Source organism: Arthrobacter sp. C152 (assembly GCF_054890965.1).
Genome location: NZ_JBTZSU010000002.1, coordinates 1 through 24187 on the forward strand (window position 1 = coordinate 1; position 24187 = coordinate 24187).

Genomic DNA, 24187 nt, shown 5'->3' on the forward strand with positions numbered 1-24187 from the left:
GCCCCGGTGACGAGGGCGGTGGTGTAATCAGAAAAGGACATTGGTTCTCCAGGAGGTGGGGAATCGGAGGGCTCTTGCGTCCGGCAACGGGGCCTGACGCAAGAGCCGCTGGTCGGGAATGGTTGGGCGGCACGGTTTCTGCGCCGCGGAGCGGGTTATGCGTCCCGGAGCGGGCTATGCATCCCGGAGCGGTTCGTGGGCGCGGTCCTTGACCGTGCTCACGGCGGCAAGGGTGCCCAGCGCAGTGAGCACCGCGTAGAAGGCCGGCATGTAGACGTTGCCTGTCTCGGAAATCAGCCAGGTCATCAGCAGGGGCGCGGTGCCGCCGAACAGTGCCGAAGAGATGTTGTAGCCCAGGCCGTAGGCGGAGTAGCGGACGCGGGTGGGGAACAGCTCGACGATCAGGATGTGGATGACGGCGGTGTGGCCGGCGAAGACGACGGCCATGATGCAGGCGCCCAGGATGGCCAGGCCCATGTTGCCGGTGGCGATCAGCGCGTAGGACGGGATGCCCAGGACAGCCATGGCGATGGCGGAGCCGGCGATGACCTTCTTGCGGCCGATACGGTCGGAGAGTGCGCCCATGAACGGGATGGCGATGCAGATGACCACCAGGCTGCAGGCGGTGACCAGCAGGGCCTGGCCGATGGTGAAGTTCAGCTGCTTGCCCTTGAGGAACGTGGGCATGTAGGAGAACAGGACGTAGTAGCCGGAGCCATTCATCAGCGGGATGAACAGGGCCAGGAGCATGGCACGGCGGTGTTCGGCGGACTGGAAGGCTTCCTTGAGCGGGTTCTTGGAGAGACCGCCCTCTTCCTTGAGCTTGGTGAAGTTCGGGGTGTCGCTGATGGCCTTGCGGATGTAGAAGCCGATGATGCCCATGGGGATGGCGACCAGGAACGGAATGCGCCACGCGAAGGAACCGAAGCCGCCGCCGTCGATCGCTGCCTGGGTGAGCCACGGGGACATGGCGAAGGCCACGAGGGTGCCAGTGAGCAGTGCTGCGAAGGAGGCGATCTGGGCGAAGGAGGTGATGACGCCGCGCTTGCCTTCGGGGGCGTGCTCGGCCAGGAAGGTCATGGCGCCGGCGGCTTCACCGCCTACGGAGAAGCCCTGGATCAGGCGGAGGAGGACCAGCAGGACCGGCGCGGCGATGCCGATGGCGGCGTACGGGGGCAACAGGCCGATGCCGGCCGTGGCCACGCTGATGAGCATAATGACGAAGACCAGCAGCTTCTGCCGCCCGATGATGTCGCCCAGGTAGCCGCAGACGACGGCGCCGAGCGGCCGGACGAAGAAGGAGATGGCGTAGCCGGCGAAGACGAACAGCAGGGCGTTGTCCGGGTTCCCGGGCGCCAGGAAGACGAGAGCCAGGGTACCGGCCATGAAGGCGAAAATGCCGTTGTCGTAGAGTTCGACGAAGATGCCCACGCAGCCGGCCGTGACCACTTTGCGTGCCTGCTTCGCAGTCAGGCGGTCATGCTGCGGCGTTACCGCATTCGTTGATGTTGACATCGTGTCTTCCTTAGTAGGTTGGGGAAAAGCGTTCACGGTGTTCAGGCTCCTGACGCCGGGCTGAGTCCATGCCAACGGTCTCCGGCGCCGATGCCGAGGAGGCCGAAGACCGTTTGGATGGTGCTCCGGAGCCTCTCCAGTTCGAGGCAGGCTGCCCGGTGCTTGGCCGTTGCTTCCGCCACGGTTGTCTTTCGAAAGGTGATGGTGTGTCCGGGCCTCGCCTGTGCCAGGACGTCCAGGGACCGGCTCGTGGCCACTGCCAGGACCGGGTAACCGGCCGTCACCCCGCGGCCCCGGTGCAGCACCAGCAGTTCCTCCCTGGAGGGGACCTCGATGGCCCCGACGGGAACACCGCGGGAGAGCACTTCGCCGGTGAGCTGCCGTTCCGGGAGGGCACCGCCGAGCCGGAGCCCGATGTGGTTGCTGCGGGGGCTCACGGTGTACTGCGTGGTGAAGAGCAGGTCCGCCGTGTCGCCGAATTCGGCCACATCCGGGCCGTCGGTAACCTCGATGACCGGGTGGGTGGAGAACTCGGGTTTGGCCAGGCCGAGCCGGAACAGCGGCAGGCCGAAGTGGGGCTGGGTGATGGGAGCGACGGACTTTTTTGTGGTGAGTTCGCTGCCTTCGTCGAGCTTCAGGCCAAAGCCCACCACCGTGTCCGGCGCGCAACTGCCGAGCAGGCTGGGGACCGTGAAGGACCCGTGGACGGCGATGTACGCCCGGAGCCCGGTGCGGATCCCGCGGACGGCAACGGTTTCGCCGGCCCGCACGGACACCGGCTCCCACTGCGGGCAGTCGCGGCCGCCCACTGTGAGGTCCAGCGGCGCCCCGGTGACAGCGATCAGGAGGTCCGTCGTGGCGCGCATCCGGAAGTCCAGGGCAGTGAGCTCCAGCAGGGGCTCGTTGTCCGCGTTGCCGGCCAGGATGTTGGCGGCTTTGGCTGAGTACTGATCCAGGGCCCCGTTGACGGGCAGGCCGTAGGCCGGGCCTTTCGTCCGGCCCAGGTCCGTGACCACGGAGTGGCCGGGCTGCAGGATGACGAGTGAACCGGTCATGGCCGTGCCTCCAGGAACTGTCCGGCGAAGCGGCCGAAGTCCTCCTCGGGAATCTGGTGGAAGCGCAGTTCGTCCCCAGGAACGTAGGGCACCAGCGGTTCGCGTGCTGCGTCCAGGACGGTCAGCGGTGTCTGCCCGATGACGCACCATCCACCGGGCGCCACTGCCGGTGCGATCACTGCCTGGCGTCCGGCCACGGAGACCGCTCCGGCGGGGACGGACAGGCGCGGGTCCTTCAGCCGCGGCACCGGCACGGGAAAGTCCGGGCCGTCCATCATGGGCGAGCCCGCCGGAGCGCCCAGGCAGCGGATGATATAGGTCTTTGCGGTGTGCCGGGCGATGACCTCATCAACGTCCAGGCCCTGGTGCTCTGCCACGCGTTCCAGGTCGGGTCCGTAGTCCCCGCCGTACACCACCGGCACCTCGAAGCGCCGCGGCTTCCGCATGGGGCTGCCGGTGAAGTCCAGCTGGCGCATGCCCAGGAGCACGAAGGCCCGGACCTGCCGCGCGGAGGTGACATAGGGGTCGAATTCGATGAGAGCGGAATCGTACGTGGGGACGGCGCCGTGGACTCCGTCGACGCCGGCGGTTGCCAGCCAGCCGGCCAGCGCGTGGACGGTGGCCCAGTTGGCTTCCGCGTCACTGGACTGCGCCACGACGCGCAGGGCGGCATCACCGGATTCCTGGATGTCCAGCACCGTCGGGGTTGCTGTTGTTGCGGTGGCCATGGTCAGGAAACCTTTTGCTTTGCGGCGAGCACCTGCGCCAGGGGGGCGATGCTGACACCGGCGGCAACAAGTTCAGCGCGGATCAGGCGGGCGAGTTCGACGGCGCCGGGGTTGTCCCCGTGCAGCAGTACGGTGTCCGCCTGGATGGGCAGGTCGCTGCCGGAGGAGGTCTCGATCAGCCCTTCGCAGACCATCCGGACGGTCCGCTCGACGATGGTGGCGGGGTCGTGGATGACGGCTCCAGGCTGGCTGCGGGGCACCAGGGTGCCGTCCTCCCGGTAGGCGCGGTCGGCGATGCCCACGATGGCCACCGGCAGGCCCCGCCCCGCGGCGGCCTTGGCGAGCTCGCCGTCCTGGGCCAGCACAATCAGGTTGGGATCCACCCGGGCGGCGGCGTCAGCCACGGCCTCGGCGTAGTCGGCCCTGGTGGCCACGAGGTTTCCGAGCCGGCCATGGGGCGCCAGGTGGGAGACGGAGGTGCCGTGGTAGGCGGCGAACGCGTTCAGGGCTCCGAGCTGGTAGATGACGTCGTTGCGCACCTCGTCCGCGGTGAGGTCCATGGCGCGGCGGCCGAAGCCGCGGAGGTCCGGGAAGCTGGGGTGGGCACCGATGCCCACCCCCTTGCGGACGCACTCGGCCACGGTGGCATTCATGATGTCGGGGTCGCCGGCATGGAATCCACAGGCGATGTTGGCGCTGGAGACGATGTCCAGGAGGGCTTGGTCGTCACCGATCGAGTAGGCGCCAAAACCTTCACCAAGATCCGCGACGAGATCAACTGTGGGCATTGCGGGCCTTCCTCTGCTGGGCAATTCGGGTGTAAATGAGTGTGGCACCGGGAATTCGGCCACACAAAGACGTAATCCGTGTCACGGGATAGGGGACCGTTATGACCCCTGCCGGCCGCAATAGGCGCCGATACGAAGAATGTACTTTTCGCTTGTTTCGTAAATGTAAAGGAATGCGGTCAATTGCCGATTCCCGCCGCTTATGCAAAATGCATATGCCGTCATTGGAAGCAGCTATGGCCGGAGCGGGGATAGAATGTTCTGGTCATTGAAAAGTCGTCTGCAATTAACCTATGCCCGGGACGGGGACCACACAAAGACGTAATGCCTGTCCCGCCATAGCGCCAACGTATGACCCCCGCACTGCTGTGCCGTCCCGCCGGAAAGAGGAGCGCTATGGACACCCGGAAGCTGGCGTACTTCGTGAAGATCGTGGACTCGGGAAGCATCACCAAGGCGGCGGCCGCCCTGCATGTGGCGCAGCCGGCACTGAGCCAGCAGGTCTCTGCCCTCGAAACCGAACTGAAGCAGCGGCTCCTGATCCGGAGCAAGCAGGGGGTGGAGCCCACGGCCGCCGGCCATACCCTGTACCGGCATGCGCAGACCATCCTCCGGCTGGTGGAGCAGGCGAGGGTGGATGTGGCTGCCTCCGGCGCCGCGCCGTCGGGCCGGGTCTCCATCGCCATTGCGCCCTACAGCATGGCCTCCAGCCTCACTCCACGGATCATCAGCGAAGTGGGCCGGCGCTACCCGGACATCGTCCTCCACCTGACCGAGATCTACGGCGGCGTGCTCAGCGAAGCCATCAAGAACGGGCGGCTGGACATGGCACTCATCTACGAGCCCGGCCCCATCCGCGGCGTGCGGTTCACCACGCTGATCGTGGAGGACCTGTACCTGATCGTGAATTCGCGGCGTGACCTTCCGGTCGCCGCGGACGCGGACACCATCACCCTGGAGGAAGCGGCCACCCTGGGTCTGTTCCTGCCGGAACAGATCCATACGCTGCGGCAGGTGGTGGAGGCCGGCATCGAAAACAAGGGGATGAAGCTGAAGCTGGTGGGCGAGATCGAATCGGTGCCCTCACTCACCAGGCTGCTGCGCATGGACCTCGGGGCCACCATCCTGCCCAAATCGGCCGCGGATGCACTGTTCCACGAGGAGGACTTCCGGGTCCTGCGGATCGTGGACCCCGCGCTGCAGTGCAAAATCGCCCTGTGCACCCCCGACCATGAGCCGTTGTCCGAGGCCGGATCAGCGGTCCTGCTGGTGCTGAAGGAAATGCTCCAGGAAATGCTGCGCAGCAAATATCCGCCACTTCCCGCCAACAGCCGGTCCGCACCATAAGGCAGTCTTATCAGGGCACTGTTGTTTTGTCTTATTCAGGGCTTATCCGGAGTTCTAGGATAAAACCATAAAAGGTCCGCTGGAAAAGCGTCCACCCGGCATTAATTCCCTGGAGCCCGCCATGAAAAAGATCACCAGCCTGCAGTACCGGAAAGCCCCGGAACGGAGAATCCAACTAAAGGCCAGCACCGGCTCGCACTGCCCCACCAACGGATTCTGGCGGGCCGAGGACGGTGCGGCATCGGATCCCGTATTTGTCTTCGAGGGAAGCATGATGCCCCCGGGCAAGCGCGGGTCCACCATGTGGTACCTGGACGACTCCCAAGTGGGCCCGCCAGCCTATCTCCTGCCCGGCATGAACTGACTGGCCGCCACATATCGAGTGCTCCGTAACTGCCGTTTAGGTCGCCCATAACGGCAGTTACGGAGCACTCGATGGTTGAAATACAGTCCGACAAGAGGGAAGGCCCGGAGTTCCGAAAGGAACCCCGGGCCTCTTCATTTGGGACCTCCGCCGGCCTGTTACAGGGCGGGCTCCAGTTCGGCGTCCTCCACCAGCAGGCCCTTGGCTTTGAGGACGTCGGTCAGCTTGCACAGTTCGATGGTGGTGCCGCCTTCCTTGTAGCGGCGGATGAGGTCGTCTTCGGCATCTACCCGTGCCTGGGACAGTTTGATGACTTCCTCGATCTCGTCCTTGCGGACCACCACCACGCCATCGGCGTCGCCGAGCAGGACGTCGCCGGGGTAGACGATTTCGTCACCGAACACCACGGGGTGGTTGATGGGGCCGATGGTTTCCTTGACGGTGCCCTTGATGCAGACGCTGCCGGAGAACACCGGCAGGCCGAGTTCAATGAGGTCCTTGGTGTCACGGACACCGGAATCGGTGACCATTGCCGCCAGGCCCTTCGCCTTCATGGCGTTGCCCAGCACGTCACCGAAGGTGCCGGCCTCCTCGTATTCGCCTGCCGAGACCAGGACAACGTCGCCCTTCTGCGCGTAATGGATGGCCACCTGGAGCATCAGGTTGTCCCGCGGGGCGCAGACCACCGTGACAGCCGGGCCGCAGAAGGACATGCTGCGGTCGATCGGCTTGATCCTGGAGCTCAGCGCGCCTTTGCGGCCCTGTGCTTCATGGACGGTGGCGGAGGAGAACTTGGACAGCCGCTGGATGGCGTCTTCCGAGGGCCGGTCGAATTTCGTTTTGACGTGGATCATGGGTGCTCCTAAAAAGCGGATGGGTGGATGGGTCAGGACAGTGCCTGGACGGCTTTTTCGATCGCCGCGATGGATTCCTCGATGACGGGCAGTCCGGTGGCGTAGGAGATCCGGAAGTAGGGGCCCAGGCCGTAGGCCGAGCCCTGGATGACCGCCACCGAGGCGGCGTCCAGCAGGTAGAGGGTGAAGTCCTCGTCGTTGGTGATCTGCCTGCCGTCAGGCGCCGTCCGCCCGATGACCCCCGCACAGTTGACGTACGCGTAGAAGGCGCCGTCCGGCGTCGAGCATTTCAACCCTTCGATGGCGTTCAGCCCGGCAACAGCTGCGTCGCGGCGTTCGCGGTAAACCTCCACACTTTCGCGGACAAAGGCCTGGTCGCCGGTGAGGGCTGCGGCAGCGGCGGCCTGGCTGACCGACGACGGGCAGGACGACATCTGGGACTGCAGCTTGTTGATGGCGCCCACCAGCGGTGCCGGTCCGCCCGCGTACCCGAGCCGCCAGCCGGTCATCGCGTAGGCCTTCGAGACGCCGTTTGTCACCAGCACCCGGTCCTTAAGCTCCGGGGCCACAGCCACGAGGCTGGTGATCGGTTCATTGCCGAAGTGGATTTCGTCGTAGATTTCGTCGGTGAGGACGTAGACGGCGGGGTGGTCCTTGAGGACGTTGGCCAGGCCGGCGAGCTCCTCGCGGGAGTAGACCGCGCCGGTGGGGTTGGAGGGTGTGTTCAGGATGACCCACTTGGTGCGTCCGGTGAGGGCCGCCGACAGTGCCTCCGGGGTGAGCTTGAAGCCGGTGTCCTCACCGCAGGGCACGATGACCGGGGTTCCCTCGTTGGCCAGCACCATGTCCGGGTAGGAGACCCAGTACGGTGCCGGGATGACAACTTCATCCCCTTGGTCCAGCGTGGCCATGAATGCGGTGAAGATGACCTGCTTTCCGCCGCCGCCGATGGTGATCTCCCCGGGGGTGTAGTGCTGCCCGGTCTTGCGCTCCAGCGTCTGCAGGATGGCCTTCTGGAGTTCGGGCGTACCTGTGACTGATGTGTACTTTGTTTCGCCGCGGCCGATGGCGGCAATGGCGGCGTCCTTGATGTGCTGGGGCGTATCGAAATCCGGCTCGCCCACGGTCAGGTCGAGGATCCGCCGGCCTTCGGCCTTGAGCTCCCGCACACGCGCCGCCGCGGCAACACTTGGCGAGGATTTGATTCGGGTTACACGTGATGCGGGCACGAATTCAGGCATGGTCTCTTCCAGGGTTCAAGGACGGATGAGGGTGGTTCCTTCGAGCCTAGGCAGGGAGGGACCGGCTTGGATAAGACCTAAAGTGCGTGGACGGATAAGCAGCCCTTATGACAGGGCAGCCAGAAGTTTTGCCTATCGCACCACGGGTTATTGGTATTGGCTGCACGGGTTCGAGGCGGCGTAGCGTGCAGGGAAGACCCCCATGCCGCGAACAGAGGAGCAACCGGTGCCCGGCAGACAGACCTCCCCACAGGACACTGAGCCGAGTCGACGCGCGCCGGCGGCGGTCACGCACGCCACGGGAGGAACCGGCGGCGCGCAGCGCACCTATCGGTACCGGGGCGTGCCCAGGCCCGACCCCGCCGTGGCCCGGGCCGAAGAGCTGCTGTCCCTCCTGGCACAGCAGAAGCGCATGATTTCCCTGCACTCGAGCCGGCTGCGCGCGCTTTCGCGTGGCCTCAACGAGCGGGTTGCCCAGGCGGTGTGCGACGGCGTGAAGGCGGCCCCCGTTGCCCGGGCGGCAGGAATGCCTGCCGCGACGGTCCGTGGCATCGGGGCGCGGCGGGACGAATTCTTTCCGTCCGGGCAATCCGCCGACTCCCACCTGGCGACCCTCAGGGAGCTTGCGGCGGAGCTGGCTTCCGTCGAGGGGGCGCGTGCCGCCGTCGAGCAAGCCCGCGCCGAGGTGCTCGCCACGGCACGGAAACTGCGCCTGCTGGACGACTACCAGCTCGCCGCGGCCAGCGGGCTGAAGCACGAGGAAATCCCCAAGGTGACCAGGGGCATCGCCACGCCCCGGGCGTCCCGGGAGGCCCCTGGTTCCAGCCCGAAAGGCTCTGGTCCTAAGGGCACTGGCCAGATCCTCCGGACAGTGCTGGGATAGTCCCGGAAGATCTGACCACCGGGAGGCGATGGCATGGCACGGATGGACGGGCGCGTTGCATTGGTGACCGGCGCCACCGGTGGGATCGGGCGGGCAGTGGCTGCCGGCCTTGCCCGCGAAGGTGCCACTGTCGTCGTCGTGGGCCGGAGCGAAGGGCGCGCGAAGGCGGTGATGGCGGATATCCGGACCCGTGTTCCGGGCGCGGACGTGGAGCCGCTCGCATGCGATCTTTCGCTGCAGTCCTCCATCCGTGCCGCCGTGGATGGGTTCCGTTCCCGGCACGGCAGGCTGGACGTGCTGGTGAACGCCGCCGGCGTGTTCCGCAAGGAACGCCAGGAAACCGCCGAGGGGCTTGAGCTCACCTTCGCCACCAACGTGATGTCCTACTTCCTGGTCACCGGCTTCCTGCTGGACAGCCTCAGGAGCGGTGCCACCGACGCAAACCCATCGCGGATCGTGAATATCGCGTCCAAGTACGGGAACGTCAAAATCCCCTTCGACGACCTGCAGACGGCCAACGGGACCTACAGCTTCCTCCGGTCCACGCCGCCCACCATGCTGGGCCGGGTGCTGCTGACCCAGGAATTTGCCGAACGCCTGCGTGGTACAGGCGTGGTGGCCAACGCCGTCCACCCGGGACTGGTGCGGAACACCGGCCTGCTGCAGGACGTGGGCGGGCCGTTCCGGTGGCTCACGAACACGCTGGGAAAGACGGCAGAGCGGGCGGCGGACACGCCGCTGTGGCTTGCCACTGCCCCGGAGGCGGCGGCGGTCACCGGCAAGCTGTGGGCGAAGCGGAAGCAACTTCCCACCCCCGGCATGGGGTCTGACCCTGGGGCACGGCGGCGGCTGTGGGAGGCGTGCGCCCGGCTTGCAGGCACGGATTTCAGCTGAAGTAGGGGCTGGACAGGGGCAGGACGCGGGCCGGGAATTTGTTGGGCCGGCCCTGCGTTGTCGATCTGTTCAGGACTGGAACCTGGGGACGACAGTCTAGAATCCAGTCCCGGACAACCAGAAAGAAAGTCGACAGGAGAACCACCACATGTCAGTTGACTACGACGCTCCGCGGGTGACTCCCGAGGAAGAGCCGAACGTCGCCCTGGAGGAGCTGAAGTCCGACAAGTCCAGCCGCCGGGAAGCCAGTCCCGACCTGGACGAGACGGACCTCGCGGACAGCTTCGAGCTGCCCGGCGCGGACCTCTCCAACGAGGAACTCCTCATCCAGGTGGTGCCGGTGCAGGCAGACGAATTCACGTGCATGTCCTGCTTCCTGGTCCACCACCGCAGCCAGCTTGCCCGGGAAAAGGACGGCAAGAAGTACTGCAAGGAATGTGAGGGATAGCGGGATACCGGCTGGTCAGGTTCGGATTTCAACCATTGGAATCCGGGCTCGTGGCCGGAGCGATGGACAGCCATGATGTAGGTTCCGCTCCGGCAAGGGCCGGCCGACTGGAAGGAAGGAAACCATGTCCCTCAGCGTTGAGGAAATGAACAAGCAACTCCCGGTGGCGAACGCGCTGCCCGGGGAGGCGGTCCCGTATTACATGGCGTCGGGCGAGGGCGCACGGTACGAAATCAATGGCCAGCTGGTCACGGTCATCGCCCGCGCCGCCGATACGGGCGGCATCTTCAGCGCTGCGTACATCTCCGGGGGAATGGGAGCGGAATCCCCTTTCGTAAGCCACAGTATTGAGCACAAGACGCTCTACGTGTTCGACGGGATCCTGCACGTCTGGCTGCCCGGCGAGAGCAGGATCCTGACGCCCGGCGATTCGGTGGTCATCCCGCCGAACACCCCGCACGCCTACCGCATGGCCAGCCACTACACCCGGTTCCTGAACTGGATGACCCCCGGCGGCGCGGAGGCCTACTACGAGCGCGCAGGCACGCCGATCGATTCACACGTGCCGCCGGTCCGGCCCGGACACAAGGCCAGCCTGCAGGAGCAGGCCGAGGTGGGGGCGGAGTTCGGTATCACCTTTCCCGACGTTGAGCGCGTGGCGCCGTCGTTCAAGCACGACGCCGGCCTGCCGCCGTCGCAGAGTCCGTACTTCCTCAGTGCCGGCGAGGGTGAGCGGATGGTCAGCTACCAGACCATGTTTACCTACCTTTCCCGGCCCGCCAACACGGGGTCCAACTACTTCGCGGTGCACACCAAGGGCGCCAAGTCACCGTACATTCCGCTGCACTTCCACTCGCAGCACACCGAGAACTTCCTCTGCACCGAGGGCCGCATGTGGCTCTACGCCAACGGCCGCGAAATGCTCCTGACCAAGGGCGATTTCGTGCACGCGCCCGCCGGCACGGTCCACTCGTTCGCACTGGACGCGCATAACACCCAGATGCTGGGCTTCCTCACGCCGTCGGTGTTCAACGGGTTCTTCGAGTACTTCAATGAGCCCACCGAGGATTACATGTACACCGAGGGCGGCGAGCCCTACATGGACATGGAGGGCTTTGGCCGCGCCCAGGCCGAGATGGACCTGACCGTGGTGGGTCCCCCGCCGCAGCGCCGCGCAGCGCTGGACATCCCCTAACGCACATCCAACACAGCAGGCCCGGACCTCCGTAAGGAAGTCCGGGCCTGCTGTGTTTACAGCGACCTATGGGTGGCTCAGGCGGTGGCCTGCCTGACCAGGTCGCGGCCGTAGTCGTTGCCGTTGGGGGTGCGGACCACGGTGTGCATGTGGAACGGGGCGGGTTCGTCGTTGCTGAGGAACACCCCGGTGTGGTGGTCCAGTTCCAGCACCACCACCGGGCTCTGCAGCCGGAAGTAGAACGCCTCGTCCTGTTCCCAGCCGCCGATCCAGCTGAAGAAGCTCTCGGGGTAGTGGTCCTGGATTTCCCGGAGGCGGGCGGCGCGGGGCCCGTCGGGGAGGTAGGCGATGAAGTCCTCCACCACGGCGTCCAGCAGTTCCCGGGCCGCGTCCGGCAGGCCTGACACCCGGATGCCCTCATACGGAATCACGCGGTTGTCCTGGAAGCAGCCGCCCAGGTGCCGTTCGTCGCCCGGGTGGAGGCGGCCCTCCGGCATGGCCGGATCCACCATGGACGCATAGGCAACAGCGCTCGTCCGCAGCCCCGCAGGCAGCGCACCCATCAGTTGCCGGGCCAGGGCGATGCGCTCCTTGAACACCTTCACGCCCCGGTGCGGGCCGTCGTCGATCATGTCCGGTTCCGCGCCCATGAACACGGGCGAGACCACCAGCTGTGTTCCCACCACCAGGCAGTTCAGCGCCACGTGGTGGCCGAACAGCTGCCACCCCCACGGTTCGGTCTCCGACGGCTCCCCGTAGAGGGCAACGTTGTAGCTGAACTCGTTCATCAGCAGCGGCAGTTCCACCAGGTTCCCCAGGAAGCCGTTGATGCGCATCAGGTTCCGCACCAGCCCGAACCCCTGCGGACTCAGGCTTGCCTCCACCAGCCCCAGCACAACGTCGCGGACAGGTGGATCGAGCTCGTCCAGCCGGAGCCCGGTGTTGTGCTGCAGGAATTCCGGGTTGGCCCAGCTCTGCCATTCGGGTGCGTCCACGGCGTACCTGAGCTTCCGCGCCTGGTCTGCCGTGAGAGCGTCCAGGAGCTTGCGGGCCGCTGCCACCATCTCCGCCGTCGGCGCCTCCTCCCCTGGCCGGGCCGGGGCGAGCGGATACAGGCCTTCCCGCCGGACGCCGTCGTTGGTGATGCCGGTGAAGGGCTGCGGGTAGAGCTTCCGCCAGCTTTCGATCATGGGCCCGGCAAACGCATCGGCCTTTGCGGCTTCGGCGTACTCCCGGGCGTTCAGGCCACGGATGCCGGCAACGCGGGGGTGGTCGGGGGCGAAGAGGAAGTCACGAAATGACGGCGTCGGCACGGGCGCTCCTGGGTTGTTCGGGTGATGTGGTTTCGTCCGGCGCCGTCAGCGGCCAGCCGGCAGCCACTGGAACTGCGGCGGCTGCCTCCTCAGCAGAACTGCCGCGCCAGGCCACGTGTTGGTCCGGGCGGACCAGCACAGAGTCGGCGCCCCACAGCTCTGCGGGACCGGTTCCGTCCCCCGAAGGCCCGACGGCGGCAACGGTCACCGGGATGCCGTGCCGGGCGGCCGCCTCGAGGACCGGGGCAAAGGCCATGTCGGCTGGTACCCCGCGCAGCGCGCCGGCGTCGGCCAGCAGCGTGAAACCCTCCCCCAGAAGGTCGTAAAGGGAGGAGTCGGCCAGCCAGGCATGCGGCAGCAACGCCCCGGGGCTGGCGGAGGGGACATAGCGGATGGGGTCTTCGGCGGGAACGGGCGAGCCGTCCGGCACCACCACGGATGAGCCGCCGTAGGCGTAGCCGAGCACCAGGCCCAGGGAATCGAACTCGCTCTGCTTGACGGCCAGCGCCGCGTGGGCTGCAGCCCGCGCGGCGTCGCCACGCGGTCCGGGGGCGGTGAGCCCAGGATTGGCGAAGTGGTAGGCCAGCGCCTTGCCGTTCTCCGCCGCGTCCCTGATGGTCCGGGCGGCGACGGGTCGGCGTTCCTCCCCGTAGCTGGCCATGAGCCCCGGACCGGCCCAGCCCTGAATGGCTGCGGCGAGCTTCCAGGCGAGGTTGGCAGCGTCGCCGATACAGGTGTTGAACCCGTGGCCGCCCCACGGCGGGTTGAGGTGCGCGGCGTCGCCCACCAGGAAGACATTGCCGCTGCTGTAGCCGGGCGCGAGCAGCATGCGGGCCGTCCACGGATCGGTGGCGAGCACCTCGACGTCGACGCCGGCACCATCCACCCCAGCGCCCACCAGCGAGCGGACCATCGCGGCGGCGCCGGCGGGGGTAACCGTGACGTCCGGATCAACGCCCTGCACGATCGCCCACCAGGTGCCGTCGAGGTCCATCGGCCCCACCATGCCGGACGTTTCCGGGCCCACTACCCAGTACTGGACGGCGGGGTCAAGGGGGATGGCGGCGGCCAGTGACTGCGAACGGAACAGGATGCTGATGTTGGACATCGCCTCGGACCCGCCCGCCAGGCGGATGCCGAGGCTGCGGCGCACGGCGGACGATCCGCCGTCGGCCCCAATGACGTACTCCGCGCGGATGGTGCTGGCGGCACCTGTGGCATCGGCGACGGCGACGGCGTACGGCCCGGCGGGAGCATCGCCTTCAGGACCGCTGACTGCGGTCACGCTCCAACCGGGAAGGAAAGTGACCAGGGGGTGGTGCGCGACGGCGGTGCGGAGCACCTCCTCGAGGACGGGCTGGGGCACCTGCTGGCCGCACTCCGGCTGGGGGCCGTAGCGGCCGGGAACCAGCTGGAAGGCGTTCGGGAACCGCCGCAGTTCATGCGCGGACGGGCCGGTCAGGCCGGTGCAGAAGATGACGTCCTGGGCATGGTCCACGGGCAGCGGCGACGCATCGCGGAGCGCGTCCGCGAGGCCCAGCCGGCGCAGGTGCGTCACGGTCCGGGCGTTGGTGGTCTTGGCCCGGGGCCGGGTCTGGTCCACGCTGGTCCGCGGTTCGATGACGGTGCTGGCAACGCCGCGGGAGGCCAGGTCCAGGGCCAGGAACAGCCCGCTGGGGCCACCGCCGGAGATCAGGACCTGCGCCTCCAACGGGATGTCGGCAGCGTGATGGAAGGCGTTCATCAGGCACGGCTCCGCAGGGATGGACCGCCGACGGGGGTGGCCAGGGTGCCGAGTTTCTCGATCTCCACTTCCACCGTGTCGCCGGGCTGCAGCAGCCACTGCGGCTCGCGGGCATACCCCACCCCTTCCGGGGTGCCGGTGGCGATGACGTCTCCGGGGTGCAGCGTGAACGTCCGGCTGATGAGCGAGATGATGGCCGGAACGGGGAAGATCATGTCGCGGGTGTTGCCGTTCTGTACTTCGATGCCGTTGACGCGGGTGCGCACCTGCAGCCCGTCGCGGAGGTCGCCCACGTCGCCGCGGCTGACCAGCGGGCCCAGCGGGCCGCTGAAGTCGCCGTTCTTTCCCAGCGTCCACTGCGAGGTGAGCTTCTGGGCGGTCCGGGAGGTGATGTCGTTGAAGGTGGAGTAGCCAAAGACGGCGTCGGCCGCTTCATCCTCGTCCGCGGACTCCACCCGGCGGCCAATGTAGGCGGCCACCTCGCCTTCCCAGTCCAGCCCGGCCTCACCTTCGGGGACGGGAACCGGTACGTTGCCCACGGACAGGGATGCTGTCCAGCGGCCAAAAAGGGTGGGGTGCGGCGGCAGCTCCTGGTCCTTGTAGCTGCCTTCGGCCGCGTGCGCCTTGTAGTTCAGCCCCACGCAGATCACCCGGGCCGGCGCCGGGACGGGCGGCACCTCGGGGACGCTGCCGCGCTCCAGCCAGCCTCCGCCGTCGGCTGTTTCCCTTGCCGCCGCTGCCAGCGATGCTGCCTTATCCCGCCAGTTTTCGGGGTTGGCCCAGAACTCGGTGACGGTGGCCAGCGGAAGGACGCGCGAGCCGGCGAGCGCGGCGGCCCAGGGTTCGCCGCGATGGGTGATGCCAATGAACTGCATGGGGAGGCCTTTCAGGTCTGTCCCTGGGCAGGTGCCCAGGCGATGGGGCGGGAAGTCAGTGCTGCTTCGCCTGGCGGCGGAAGAAATCGATGGTGGCGGCAATGGCCTGCTCCGCGGCCTCATTGCTGCCGTCGGGCAGTGACCACATGTGGTCCGCCCCCTCCAGCAGGAGGAGTTCGACGGCGCTGCCTGCGACTTGGAGGGCTGCGGCGAGGCTGGTGGACTGCGCCGCCGGGACGAAACGGTCCGCCGTTCCGTGGATAAGGAGGAAGGGCGGCGCATCGCCGTGCACATAGCTGAGCGGGCTTGCTGCCCTGGCTTTGTCCGGCGCCCCGGCCGGCTGGGCGCCGATCAGCAGGGCTTCGCGGGAGCCTGGATCGTCGGCGCGTACGACGGCGTCAGGCCGGGCTTGGGTGCCCATCCGGACCAGGTCCGTGGGCGGGTACCAGGCGGCGACGGCGGCGACGCCGTCAGGTACGTTCACCGTGCCGTCCGCGCTGCCGTCGGTGAAAGCCGGGGATCCGGCAGTGAGGCCAACGAGGCCGGCGAGGTGGCCGCCGGCAGAGTCACCCCAGGCGAAGATCTGGTGCGGGTCCACGCCGTACGCCGCCGCATGGCCGCGGAGCCAGCGGACCGCCGCCTTCGCGTCGAGCAGTTGGGCAGGGAAGGTGGCAACGTCCGTGAGGCGGTAATCCGCGGAGGCAACAACGAACCCGGCGTCCACCAGCCGCCCGATGGGACTGATGCCCAGTCCGTCCACATGCGGCCCGAGCGAGGACCGCTCCCCCGTCCGCCAGCCGCCGCCGTGGAAGTGCACCACGGCGGGCCGGCCGTGCCGTGGTTGGCCGGAGGGCGCGGTGTCGGGACTGTCGTCCGGAAGGTAGAGGTCCAGCAACAGCGGGGCGGTGGTCCGCGGCCGGGCGAACTCGATCCCCCGCAGGATCCGCCGTGCCGTCGTCATTGACTCCATGTGTTCCGCGCCGTTCCTGTCATGCATCACCGGTGCGGCGCGTTGTGCGCCGCGTCTCTGGACTCAACTTTGGGGTACACGGCGGGCGCGCCGCGCGGGCAGTTTCACTGAATGAAACTGCTTCGACGGGAGTAGCGCCACGGCGCGGCCACCTTTTCACGGGGGCTTGAACCTGACGCGGCGTCAGGATCTACCGTGGGCGGTATGGATGATGCGAACGGAGCGCGGTGGAGCATCGGCGGGCTGGCCGCGGCCACCGGCATGACGGTCAGGGCGCTGCACCATTACGACAGCATCGGGCTGCTCCGGGCGGGCGACCGGACCGCCGCCGGCCACCGCCGCTACACGGAGCAGGACCTGCGGCGCCTGTACAGCATCCGGACGCTGCGCAGCCTTGGGGTACCGCTCGGGGAGATCGCCGCGGTGCTGGACGGTCCGGCTGACGGCTCACAGGCCGGTCCGGAATCACTGCACCTCCTGCTGCTCCGGCAACTGGAGGCCCTGGGCGACCAGGCCCGCCGGCTGGAGCAGCTCCGACGCACCATCCAGGAACTGCTGGACCGCATCAGCAGCAACGGGCACGCGGAGCCCGCATATTTCATCACCGTTTTGGAAAGGATGACGATGTTCGAGAACTACTTCACCGAGGACCAGCGCAGGGAACTCGACGAGCGCCGTGCCTTGTTGGGAGCCGAAGCCACGGAGGATTCACGGACCGAGTGGGCCAGCCTGGTGGCGGAGGGCCTGCGCCAGGTCGACGGCGGGGTCCCGGCCGCCAGCCCGGAGGCCCGGGACCTGGTGCGCCGCTGGGACGAGCTGGGCTCGCGCTTCCACAGCAGCGAGGGCACCAAGACCGCGGCCCGCACCATGTGGAGCGAGAACAGCGCCGAACTGAGCAAGGCGCTGCCATGGACCGCCGGGCAGATGCAGGCGCTGGTCGCTCACCTGCAGGCGGCCCGGGAGGCCGGCTGACAGTTCCCGTGGCTGGCGCTCAGCTGACCAGGATCTGGGTGGCGGATTCCTTCAGCTTTCCGTTGGCCCACTTCATCTGGCGGATGGTCTGGGGATGGCAGGCCTCGGCGAGGGCCAGCAGCTCCTTGTCCTTATTGCCCTGCGCGGCCTGGGCAAGGAGCTCCCAGTCGGCGGATACCCCGCACGCCATCAGGTAGAGCTCGCGCAGGTCCCGCAGCAGGAGCATCCCGGTCTCGGGCCGGCGGCCCACCATCTCGCTGCCCTTCTCCCGCAGCGTTTCCATCAGGCCCGCCTCACCGCGGGGCTCCGGGTCCAGGTCCTCGCCATAGTTCCTGGCCATACTGGCGATGTCACGGACGTGCTGCTGGGACCAGCGCGCCAGGTCACGGGCCAGGTGGTAGATCTCGTGGTCCACCTTGTGCCGCTCCGAGATGGTCAGCAGGTGGTGTGCCAGGTCGTTTTCGGAACGGTGCAGTTCCTCCAGGGCCAGCCCGAATTTCATCGTTCCCCTCCTGCCGTTCCGGTGGCTTCGTCGGCCAGGGCGGACGGAATGCCTTTTGTCGCGGCTTCCTCCGGGAAGCTGCCCAGGGGAGCCGAGGCCGTGGTGGTGGGTGCCGGGGAGGGTCCGTCGCCGCCGGAGACCCGGGTGATGCGGGCGGCCGCCGTCTTGAAGATGGGCTGCTTGGACGCGGCATCCCAGTCGGTGATGGTCAGTTCGTTCGCTGCCCGGCCTGCACCGTCCGGCTCGTGGCCGCCGTGTGTGTCCCAGTAGCCGTAATGGAAGGGCAGGAACAGGGCGCCGGTCCGGATGCCGCTGATCCGGACCTTGGCACGGACGGAACCGCGGGGTGTCTCCACCTCCGCAAGGTCCCCTTCGGCAATCCCGTAGGCGCCGGCGTCGTCCGCCGACAACTCCACCCAGACGTCAGGCGCCGCTGCCTGCAGTTCCGGTGCCCGGCCCGTCTTGGTGCGGGTGTGGAACTGGTAGAGCGTGCGCCCGGTAATGAGCTGGAGCGGAAAGTCCTGGCTGGGGAGTTCGTGCGCCGGCATGTATTCGGCGGCCTTGATGATGGCCTTGCCCTCCGGGTTGAGGGCCTTGTACTCGGAGGGGTCCACGGGCGCGCCGGTGATCAGGTCGCGGCCGTAGGTTTCGCAGTACTCCGGGTGCGCCCAGAACTTTCCGTCAGCGTAAATCCGTTCGGTGCCGTCGGGGTTGTCCTCGTTGCACGGCCACTGGATCCCGGAGCCGCCGCGCAGTTTGGCGTAGGTGATGCCGGTGTAGTCGCAGGGACGGCCTCGGGAGCATTCCTTCCAGGCTTCGAAGGCGGACTCGGGATCGTGCCATGTGACCAGCGGCTGCCCGTCCTTGTCCTTCAGGCCCATCCGGTGCGCGTAGTCGATGAAGATCGCCAGGTCGGGCCGGGCCTCACCGGGCGGGTCCACGGCCTTCTCCGACAAGTGCACCGTGCGGTCCACGTTGGTGAACGTTCCCGTTTTCTCGCCCCAGGTGGCGGCGGGAAGTACGACGTCGGCCAGCTGGGCGGTCTCGGAGAGGAAGATGTCCTGCACCACCAGGAACAGCCGTTCCTGTTTGAGGATGCTGCGGACGCGGGCCAGCTCGGGCAGCGAGACGGCCGGGTTAGTGCCGCTGACCCACAGCATCCTGATGGAGCCGTCCTCCGCGTACCGCATCATCTGCATGACGTGGGTGGGCGGCGAGTAGTGCGGGATGGACATGGGGTCCACGTTCCAGACCCGGGCCAGGTCTTTGACCTGGGCGTCGTTGGACCAGTTCCGGAAGCCAGCCAGGTCCCCGTCCGCGCCGCACTCGCGGGTGTTTTCGGCGGTGGGCTGCCCATTCATCTGCAGGATGCCGCAGCCCGGCTTGCCGAGCATGCCACGGATGATGTTGATGTTGTTCACCTGGACCGCGGCGGCGGTGCCCTGGTTGGACTGGTAGAAGCCCTGCAGCACCGTGGACAGGAGCCGTTCGGCGCGGCCGATGATGCCGGCCGCCTGCTGGATCTTCTCCGCCGGGACGCCGCAAATCTCTGCCGCCAGTGCCGGCGGGTACTTCCTGACCTCTTTTTCCAGGTCGGAGAAGCCCACGGTGTTGGCCTGGATGTACTCCTGGTCCACCCAGCCGTTGGCGATGATCTCGTGCAGGATCGCGTTCATCAGGGCAACGTTGGTTCCCGGCCGGGGCGCCAGGTGCACGGTGGCGGCCTTGGCCACGGGCGTGAGGCGGGGGTCCACGCAGATGATCTTTGGCGGGTTGGGCCCGGCCAGCCGGTCCAGCATCCGGGTCCAGAGGACGGTCTGGGTCTCAGCGACGTTGTGGCCGTAAAGGGCGATGACGTCGGCGTGGTCCACGTCGGTGTAGGAGCCGGGCTGGCCGTCGCAGCCGAACGACTCCTTCAGCGCCTCGGCTGCCGTTGCCGTGCACAGCCGGGTGTTCCCGTCCACATGGTTGGTGCCGATTCCGCCGTGGGCAATCGCGCCCAGCGTGTAGTACTCCTCGGCGAACAGTTGTCCGGTGGTGTAGAAGCCAATGGCGCTGGGGCCCTGCTCCGCCAGCAGCGCCTTGGAGCGGTCCACGACGCGTTGCATGGCGGTGTCCCAGTCGGTTTCCACCAGCTTCCCGCCCTCGCGGATGAGGGGTTTGGTGAGCCGGTCCGGGGAGGCGTTTGCCTGCCACCCGTACAGGTCCTTCGGACCGAGGCGGCCATGGTTCACCCGGTCCACCGCCCGCCCACGGACCCCAACGATCCGTTTGTCCTTGACGGCGATGTCCATGGCGTCGCCATTGGAGTGCAGGAGCGACGCCGTCTGGACCCAGGTGTCCACGTCCTCCGGGGCCAGGCCGTCGGCCAGGTGGGTGTCCACCCGCACGGGCCATTCATCCCCGCTGCCGTAGGGCGTCCTCGTCCCCCAGGGTTCGGCTATTCGGTCGATCCGAGCCATCTTTCCCTCTCCCGTCCGGAATTGGCCGGACAGCGCGGGCGGCGCTGCCCCTAACGGATTCTTTACCCAGAATGGGCGGGGGAAAACACCGGGCCCGGGGCTCAGGCAGCGGTAATGGTGCAGGTCAGGCGCGTTCTTCCGGCACTGCTGCGTCCTGCAGTGCAACCTGCGCCCGGTCCTGCAGGGGACGGCGCGCAAGCCAGGCAGCAACAATGGCCCCGGAAACGTTGTGCCACAGGGAGAACACCGCGGACGGCAATGCCGCCAGGGGGCTGAAGTGCGCGGTGGCCAGGGTGGCGGCCAGGCCGGAGTTCTGCATGCCCACTTCGAAGGCCAGGGCGCGGCGGGCCTTGTCGTCCAGGCGGCCCAGTTTCCCGGCAAGGTAGCCCAGGCCCAGGCCGAAGCCGTTGTGCAGCACCACGGCGAGGAAGACGATGGCCCCGGCAGCGACGATCTTGCTGGCGCTGCCGGCCACCACGATGGCCACGATCAGGGAGATGACGACGGCGGACGCCCAGGGCAGTGCCGGCAGGACCCTGCCGACGAGTTTCTTGAGGAACAGCCGGGCGAGGAGGCCGGCCACCACCGGCAGGAGCACCGTCTTGACGATGTCCAGGACCATGCCGCCGGCGTCGATGGAAAGGTAGGAACTCGCCAGGAACAGGACCAGCAGCGGGGTGACGATCGGGGCGATCAGGGTGGAGACAGAGGCTACCGCCACGGAGAGGGCGACGTCGCCCTTGGCCAGGAAGGCCATCACGTTGGAGGCGGTTCCGGACGGGGCGCAGCCCACCAGGATGACGCCCACGGCCAGTTCGGGCTCCAGGTTCAGGGCACCGGCGATCAACCAGCCCGCGCCGGGCATGATGATGTAGTGTGCCACGATGCCCAGCGCCACCGCCCAGGGCCGCTTGGCCACGGCGGCGAAGTCCGGCGGGGTCAGGGTCAGGCCCATGCAGAACATGATGATGCCCAGCAGGTACGGCACGGTCGGCCCCAGAGGCTTGAAGACGCCGGGGAGCAGGAAGCCGAGGACGCCGGCGACGACCACCAGGATGGGGAACACCGTCACCGCGATGCGCGCGATCCTGCTTTCCGCTGCGAGCGCTGGGTTGACGGGTGTTCCGTCCGGGGAATTCTGGGGTTTAGTTGCCTCAAGCATCCAATAATGGTGGCACTGTCCTATATGATTCCGCCAATTGATGACCGTTAACGGTCACACCGGGCACGACACCCGGAAGATCCCGGACCGCTGGACAGTAACGGAACAGCGCACGACGGCGGGACAAGCACCGTTCATGCGCTGTTCGTTTACTGCTCAGGCAGACCCGGTGGTCACCGCCGCGGCAAAGGAGGTGACATCCACGGCTGCACCGCTGTTGTCGAAATCAAGGTGCCGCGCCTGCTTCCACCGGCAGGAGTCGCCCTGCGCCCCGGACCAGAAGGTTTCCCAGTTGGCGAGCTTCCATTCATCCCGCGGGTAACCCCGCGCAACCAGCCGCTGGCGCAACGCGTCCCCGGCAAGCCGGACGTGAACCACGATGAGTTCAGCCTCCGGCCACTGGTGCCGGTCCCTGACCTTGGCCAGGTAGTCGTCATCCGCGAAGAACTTGCCGAAGGGCGCGTCGAGCACAACGGAATTGCCTGCCCTGAGGTTGTCCCGGGTGAGGTCAAGGATGGCTCCGTACTCCAGCGGCATGATGGTGTTCTGGTAGAACTCGTTGTTGTCCCGCTCGTTGGGATCCGAACCGTTGAGCTTCAGCAGCAATTCGGTGAAGCGGATGGTTGCGGTGTCCTTGTCGATGTGGGCCGCACCAAACCGCTCCGCGAGGTGCCGGCTGACGCTCGATTTCCCCGAACCTGCCGGGCCAATCACAAAGAACACTCTGGGGAGGGTACTGGTCAACTGCTTGTTCTTCCTTGAACTGACGGGCCTGGGTTACCAGGGCCCGGTTAGGCGGTGGCGGGGGTGCGGCGGTCCTTGACGAAGAATCCGTAGGACACAGCGCCCACGATCAGAAGCAGGCCGCCGATGAGGAACACCATGGTGTAGTTGCCGCCGGTCGAATCAAGGATAAGACCGGTGACGATCGGGGCGACTGCCGCTCCGAGGAATCCGCCGAAGTTCTGGATGGCACCGAGGGATGCCACCTGGTTGGGCTCGGCGATGTCCGAGGCCAGGGTCCACAGCACGCCGATGGGCACCTGGGCCGCGAAGTAGCCAAGGGACAGCAGGACGATTGCCAGGGCCGTGTTCTCCACATAGGCAACGGGCAGCACGGCTGCTGCCGCGAGGAGCGCGCCACCCACGATGGGAATCTTGCGGGCGCGGACCACGGGCACGCCGCGGGCGATTGCCTTGCCGGAGAAGATGCCGCCCGCGAGTACACCCAGGATGCCGCAAAGGAACGGCAGTCCTGCCAGCCACCCGATCTGGCTGAGGCTGAATCCGCGCGCGGTCTGCAGGTAGCTGGGCAGCCAGGTGAGGTAGACCCAGACGGTGTAAAAGATGCCGAAGGCGCCAATGACCATGAACCAGGTGTTCTTCTTGGTGAGGAGTTCGCCCCAGCCGGCCTGCTTCTCCTTGGGCTGAAGCTGCTCCTCGAACTCCTCGCCCTTGATGATGAACTGCTCCTTCAGCGTGGGGTCACGGTAAACGCGGAGCCATACCAGGGCGATGACAATGCCCAGGGCGCCGATCACCAGGAACATCCCGCGCCAGCTCATGGTGAGCATGAGGAAGGTCAGCAGCGGCGGGGCGATCGCGTTGGCAATCTGTGAACCGGTGTTAACGATCGAGACCGGGAGGGCGCGTTCGGTCTTGTTGAACCACTTGTCGGCAACCTTGAGCCCGGAGGTGAAGAACGGCGACTCCGAAATCCCCAGGGCCACGCGGGCGGCGTAGAGGAACCCGAAGGAGTTGGCCATAGAGGACAGCATGGACACAATCGACCAGAGACCGGCGGCCCAGGCAAACATCTTCTTGGGGCCAAACCGGTCCACCAGGTAGCCGGCGGGAAGATTCGCAATGGCGTAAGGCCAGGAGAACGCGGACAGCAGCAGGCCCATCTGCAGGGCGTTGAGGCCGAACTCCTTGGCGATGGTGGTGTTCGCAATACTCAGGTTATTGCGGTCCATGTAGTTGATGATGCCGCCAATGACGAGCAGGGCGATCAGGTACCACCTGATCCGCACGTTCTTGACTGGCCGGTCCGGGACCGTACCGATTTCTGCTGAAGCTTGGCTCATGCAGCTCACTCCTTTGTGTTCTGCCGGCACGGGTGCCGGCCTGGGGGTGCCCGGCTTAGCGGCGGGCGTCTTCTATTGCTGTGAGGAAGGTGCGGGCGGCCTTGGCAACCCGGCCGTAATCGCCGTCCTCCTGGGCAGCCTTGGTGACGAAGCTGCCGACCCCGACGGCGGTGACGCCGGCCGCGAACCACGCTTCAACATTGGCAGGGCTCACGCCTCCGGAGGGCATCACGGGCGCCTGGGGCAAAGGCGCCAGGATGGTCTTGACGTAGGCAGGGCCGCCGAGCTCAGCCGGGAACAGCTTGACGATGTCGGCACCGGCTTCGAGGGTGTTGAGGACCTCAGTCGGGGTGAATGCGCCGCTGGCGGTGACCACCTGGTAGCGGTTGGCGGTGGCGATCATCTTCGGATTCAGCTGCGGGCTGACCAGCAACCGCGCCCCCGCGGAGATCGAGGCGTAGGCGGCTTCGGCGTCGAGCACGGTCCCCGCTCCTACCACGATCCCCTGGTCGCCGTACTTATCGGCCAGGCGCCCGATAACACCCAGGGCGCCCGGAACGGTCAGCGGAACTTCGACGGCGCGGATGCCACCCTCGATGGCGGCCTCGGCCACACGGTAGGCCTCGTCGGCAGAATCAAGCCGCGCGATGAGCAATGCGCCCGTGCGGATGATGGTCTCTAGGGTTTCAAATTTGTTTAACATCGCTTAATAGATTAGCCCAAAGATTCACAAAGAGGAACACCATGTGAAAAGTTGTTAAGCTGGATCTACTTCAGCCAAAGGAGAG

At 67.0% G+C, this 24187-nt stretch carries 23 protein-coding genes; 7 read left to right on the plus strand and 16 right to left on the minus strand.

All coding sequences use genetic code 11. The features are described from left to right. Positions 1–174: 174 nt before the first annotated feature. The 4 genes from ACYSM9_RS01410 to ACYSM9_RS01425 are packed head-to-tail and all read right to left on the minus strand — an operon-like array spanning position 175 to position 4086. Positions 175–1515 carry an MFS transporter gene (locus ACYSM9_RS01410; RefSeq protein WP_461855205.1) on the minus strand — a complete coding sequence of 447 codons (1341 nt, stop codon included), beginning with the start codon at positions 1513–1515 and terminating at the stop codon, positions 175–177. Between the two features lie 41 nt (positions 1516–1556). Next, positions 1557–2570 (minus strand): 5-oxoprolinase subunit C family protein, encoded by a 1014-nt coding sequence (locus tag ACYSM9_RS01415; RefSeq protein ID WP_461855206.1) that lies wholly within the window; start codon positions 2568–2570, stop codon positions 1557–1559. Next, entirely contained in the window at positions 2567–3298 is a 732-nt protein-coding gene (locus ACYSM9_RS01420; protein WP_461855207.1) for a 5-oxoprolinase subunit B family protein, read from the minus strand. The genes ACYSM9_RS01415 and ACYSM9_RS01420 overlap by 4 nt, the downstream gene beginning before the upstream one ends. 2 nt (positions 3299–3300) lie before the next feature. Further along, positions 3301–4086, minus strand: coding sequence for a LamB/YcsF family protein (locus tag ACYSM9_RS01425; protein WP_461855208.1), 786 nt, complete (start codon positions 4084–4086; stop codon positions 3301–3303). Positions 4087–4482: 396 nt separating this feature from the next. Between ACYSM9_RS01425 and nac the strand changes: the two genes are divergently transcribed. Both nac and ACYSM9_RS01435 read left to right on the plus strand, forming a co-directional pair. Next, positions 4483–5433 carry a nitrogen assimilation transcriptional regulator NAC gene (gene nac, locus ACYSM9_RS01430; protein WP_461855209.1) on the plus strand — a complete coding sequence of 317 codons (951 nt, stop codon included), beginning with the start codon at positions 4483–4485 and terminating at the stop codon, positions 5431–5433. Between the two features lie 121 nt (positions 5434–5554). Continuing rightward, a complete protein-coding gene (locus tag ACYSM9_RS01435) occupies positions 5555–5797 on the plus strand; it encodes a hypothetical protein (RefSeq protein WP_461855210.1) in 243 nt (80 codons plus the stop codon). Between the two features lie 158 nt (positions 5798–5955). Here the strand turns inward: ACYSM9_RS01435 and ACYSM9_RS01440 are convergent, their stop codons facing one another. Both ACYSM9_RS01440 and ACYSM9_RS01445 read right to left on the minus strand, forming a co-directional pair. After that, entirely contained in the window at positions 5956–6651 is a 696-nt protein-coding gene (locus ACYSM9_RS01440) for a 4-carboxy-4-hydroxy-2-oxoadipate aldolase/oxaloacetate decarboxylase (RefSeq protein WP_461855211.1), read from the minus strand. Between the two features lie 32 nt (positions 6652–6683). After that, the gene (locus ACYSM9_RS01445) at positions 6684–7892 is read right to left on the minus strand and encodes an aspartate transaminase (protein ID WP_461855212.1); all 1209 of its coding nucleotides are present in this window, start codon (positions 7890–7892) and stop codon (positions 6684–6686) included. 226 nt (positions 7893–8118) lie between these two features. Between ACYSM9_RS01445 and ACYSM9_RS01450 the strand changes: the two genes are divergently transcribed. From ACYSM9_RS01450 to ACYSM9_RS01465, 4 genes are all read left to right on the plus strand, one after another. Then, the gene (locus ACYSM9_RS01450; protein WP_461855213.1) at positions 8119–8775 is read left to right on the plus strand and encodes a hypothetical protein; all 657 of its coding nucleotides are present in this window, start codon (positions 8119–8121) and stop codon (positions 8773–8775) included. A 33-nt stretch (positions 8776–8808) separates the two neighbouring features. Continuing rightward, positions 8809–9669 carry an SDR family NAD(P)-dependent oxidoreductase gene (locus tag ACYSM9_RS01455; protein ID WP_461855214.1) on the plus strand — a complete coding sequence of 287 codons (861 nt, stop codon included), beginning with the start codon at positions 8809–8811 and terminating at the stop codon, positions 9667–9669. A gap of 148 nt (positions 9670–9817) precedes the next feature. After that, positions 9818–10117, plus strand: coding sequence for a DUF4193 domain-containing protein (locus tag ACYSM9_RS01460; protein WP_461855215.1), 300 nt, complete (start codon positions 9818–9820; stop codon positions 10115–10117). Positions 10118–10241: 124 nt separating this feature from the next. Then, positions 10242–11312, plus strand: a complete 1071-nt coding sequence (locus tag ACYSM9_RS01465) for a quercetin 2,3-dioxygenase (RefSeq protein ID WP_461855216.1) — start codon at positions 10242–10244, stop codon at positions 11310–11312. A gap of 77 nt (positions 11313–11389) precedes the next feature. Here the strand turns inward: ACYSM9_RS01465 and ACYSM9_RS01470 are convergent, their stop codons facing one another. From ACYSM9_RS01470 to ACYSM9_RS01485, 4 genes are read right to left on the minus strand one after another with little or no spacing between them, the layout of a single operon-like run. Continuing rightward, a complete protein-coding gene (locus tag ACYSM9_RS01470; protein ID WP_461855217.1) occupies positions 11390–12625 on the minus strand; it encodes a DUF3500 domain-containing protein in 1236 nt (411 codons plus the stop codon). Then, positions 12603–14369: an FAD-dependent monooxygenase gene (locus ACYSM9_RS01475; RefSeq protein ID WP_461855218.1), complete on the minus strand. Its 1767-nt coding sequence runs from the start codon at positions 14367–14369 to the stop codon at positions 12603–12605. Before ACYSM9_RS01475 ends, ACYSM9_RS01470 begins: the two co-directional genes overlap by 23 nt. Further along, a complete protein-coding gene (locus tag ACYSM9_RS01480; protein WP_461855219.1) occupies positions 14369–15244 on the minus strand; it encodes a fumarylacetoacetate hydrolase family protein in 876 nt (291 codons plus the stop codon). The genes ACYSM9_RS01475 and ACYSM9_RS01480 overlap by 1 nt, the downstream gene beginning before the upstream one ends. Before the next feature lie 55 nt (positions 15245–15299). Next, positions 15300–16205 carry an alpha/beta hydrolase fold domain-containing protein gene (locus ACYSM9_RS01485; protein WP_461855220.1) on the minus strand — a complete coding sequence of 302 codons (906 nt, stop codon included), beginning with the start codon at positions 16203–16205 and terminating at the stop codon, positions 15300–15302. A gap of 213 nt (positions 16206–16418) precedes the next feature. Here ACYSM9_RS01485 and ACYSM9_RS01490 point away from each other — a divergent pair, with 213 nt between their 5' ends. Beyond that, positions 16419–17186 (plus strand): MerR family transcriptional regulator, encoded by a 768-nt coding sequence (locus tag ACYSM9_RS01490; RefSeq protein WP_461855453.1) that lies wholly within the window; start codon positions 16419–16421, stop codon positions 17184–17186. Positions 17187–17205: 19 nt separating this feature from the next. Here the strand turns inward: ACYSM9_RS01490 and ACYSM9_RS01495 are convergent, their stop codons facing one another. From ACYSM9_RS01495 to ACYSM9_RS01520, 6 genes are all read right to left on the minus strand, one after another. After that, positions 17206–17688 (minus strand): hypothetical protein, encoded by a 483-nt coding sequence (locus ACYSM9_RS01495; RefSeq protein WP_461855221.1) that lies wholly within the window; start codon positions 17686–17688, stop codon positions 17206–17208. Beyond that, a complete protein-coding gene (locus ACYSM9_RS01500) occupies positions 17685–20150 on the minus strand; it encodes a molybdopterin oxidoreductase family protein (protein WP_461855222.1) in 2466 nt (821 codons plus the stop codon). The genes ACYSM9_RS01495 and ACYSM9_RS01500 overlap by 4 nt, the downstream gene beginning before the upstream one ends. 124 nt (positions 20151–20274) lie before the next feature. Then, a complete protein-coding gene (locus ACYSM9_RS01505) occupies positions 20275–21312 on the minus strand; it encodes a bile acid:sodium symporter family protein (RefSeq protein ID WP_461855223.1) in 1038 nt (345 codons plus the stop codon). A 156-nt stretch (positions 21313–21468) separates the two neighbouring features. Next, entirely contained in the window at positions 21469–22056 is a 588-nt protein-coding gene (locus ACYSM9_RS01510; protein WP_461855224.1) for an AAA family ATPase, read from the minus strand. 47 nt (positions 22057–22103) lie between these two features. Then, a complete protein-coding gene (locus ACYSM9_RS01515; RefSeq protein WP_461855225.1) occupies positions 22104–23399 on the minus strand; it encodes an MFS transporter in 1296 nt (431 codons plus the stop codon). Between the two features lie 55 nt (positions 23400–23454). Beyond that, on the minus strand, positions 23455–24102 hold the full coding sequence (locus ACYSM9_RS01520; RefSeq protein ID WP_364398784.1) for a bifunctional 4-hydroxy-2-oxoglutarate aldolase/2-dehydro-3-deoxy-phosphogluconate aldolase: 648 nt from the start codon (positions 24100–24102) through the stop codon (positions 23455–23457). Positions 24103–24187: the final 85 nt, after the last annotated feature.

Excerpts from the sequence above, each read along its gene's own strand:
- ACYSM9_RS01410 (WP_461855205.1), bottom strand. The coding sequence starts at position 1,515 with ATGTCAACATCAACGAATGCGGTAACGCCGCAGCATGACCGCCTGACT.
- ACYSM9_RS01415 (WP_461855206.1), bottom strand. The coding sequence starts at position 2,570 with ATGACCGGTTCACTCGTCATCCTGCAGCCCGGCCACTCCGTGGTCACG.
- ACYSM9_RS01420 (WP_461855207.1), bottom strand. The coding sequence starts at position 3,298 with ATGGCCACCGCAACAACAGCAACCCCGACGGTGCTGGACATCCAGGAA.
- ACYSM9_RS01425 (WP_461855208.1), bottom strand. The coding sequence starts at position 4,086 with ATGCCCACAGTTGATCTCGTCGCGGATCTTGGTGAAGGTTTTGGCGCC.
- nac (WP_461855209.1), top strand. The coding sequence starts at position 4,483 with ATGGACACCCGGAAGCTGGCGTACTTCGTGAAGATCGTGGACTCGGGA.
- ACYSM9_RS01435 (WP_461855210.1), top strand. The coding sequence starts at position 5,555 with ATGAAAAAGATCACCAGCCTGCAGTACCGGAAAGCCCCGGAACGGAGA.
- ACYSM9_RS01440 (WP_461855211.1), bottom strand. The coding sequence starts at position 6,651 with ATGATCCACGTCAAAACGAAATTCGACCGGCCCTCGGAAGACGCCATC.
- ACYSM9_RS01445 (WP_461855212.1), bottom strand. The coding sequence starts at position 7,892 with ATGCCTGAATTCGTGCCCGCATCACGTGTAACCCGAATCAAATCCTCG.
- ACYSM9_RS01455 (WP_461855214.1), top strand. The coding sequence starts at position 8,809 with ATGGCACGGATGGACGGGCGCGTTGCATTGGTGACCGGCGCCACCGGT.
- ACYSM9_RS01460 (WP_461855215.1), top strand. The coding sequence starts at position 9,818 with ATGTCAGTTGACTACGACGCTCCGCGGGTGACTCCCGAGGAAGAGCCG.
- ACYSM9_RS01465 (WP_461855216.1), top strand. The coding sequence starts at position 10,242 with ATGTCCCTCAGCGTTGAGGAAATGAACAAGCAACTCCCGGTGGCGAAC.
- ACYSM9_RS01475 (WP_461855218.1), bottom strand. The coding sequence starts at position 14,369 with ATGAACGCCTTCCATCACGCTGCCGACATCCCGTTGGAGGCGCAGGTC.
- ACYSM9_RS01480 (WP_461855219.1), bottom strand. The coding sequence starts at position 15,244 with ATGCAGTTCATTGGCATCACCCATCGCGGCGAACCCTGGGCCGCCGCG.
- ACYSM9_RS01485 (WP_461855220.1), bottom strand. The coding sequence starts at position 16,205 with ATGACGACGGCACGGCGGATCCTGCGGGGGATCGAGTTCGCCCGGCCG.
- ACYSM9_RS01490 (WP_461855453.1), top strand. The coding sequence starts at position 16,419 with ATGGATGATGCGAACGGAGCGCGGTGGAGCATCGGCGGGCTGGCCGCG.
- ACYSM9_RS01495 (WP_461855221.1), bottom strand. The coding sequence starts at position 17,688 with ATGAAATTCGGGCTGGCCCTGGAGGAACTGCACCGTTCCGAAAACGAC.
- ACYSM9_RS01500 (WP_461855222.1), bottom strand. The coding sequence starts at position 20,150 with ATGGCTCGGATCGACCGAATAGCCGAACCCTGGGGGACGAGGACGCCC.
- ACYSM9_RS01505 (WP_461855223.1), bottom strand. The coding sequence starts at position 21,312 with ATGCTTGAGGCAACTAAACCCCAGAATTCCCCGGACGGAACACCCGTC.
- ACYSM9_RS01515 (WP_461855225.1), bottom strand. The coding sequence starts at position 23,399 with ATGAGCCAAGCTTCAGCAGAAATCGGTACGGTCCCGGACCGGCCAGTC.
- ACYSM9_RS01520 (WP_364398784.1), bottom strand. The coding sequence starts at position 24,102 with ATGTTAAACAAATTTGAAACCCTAGAGACCATCATCCGCACGGGCGCA.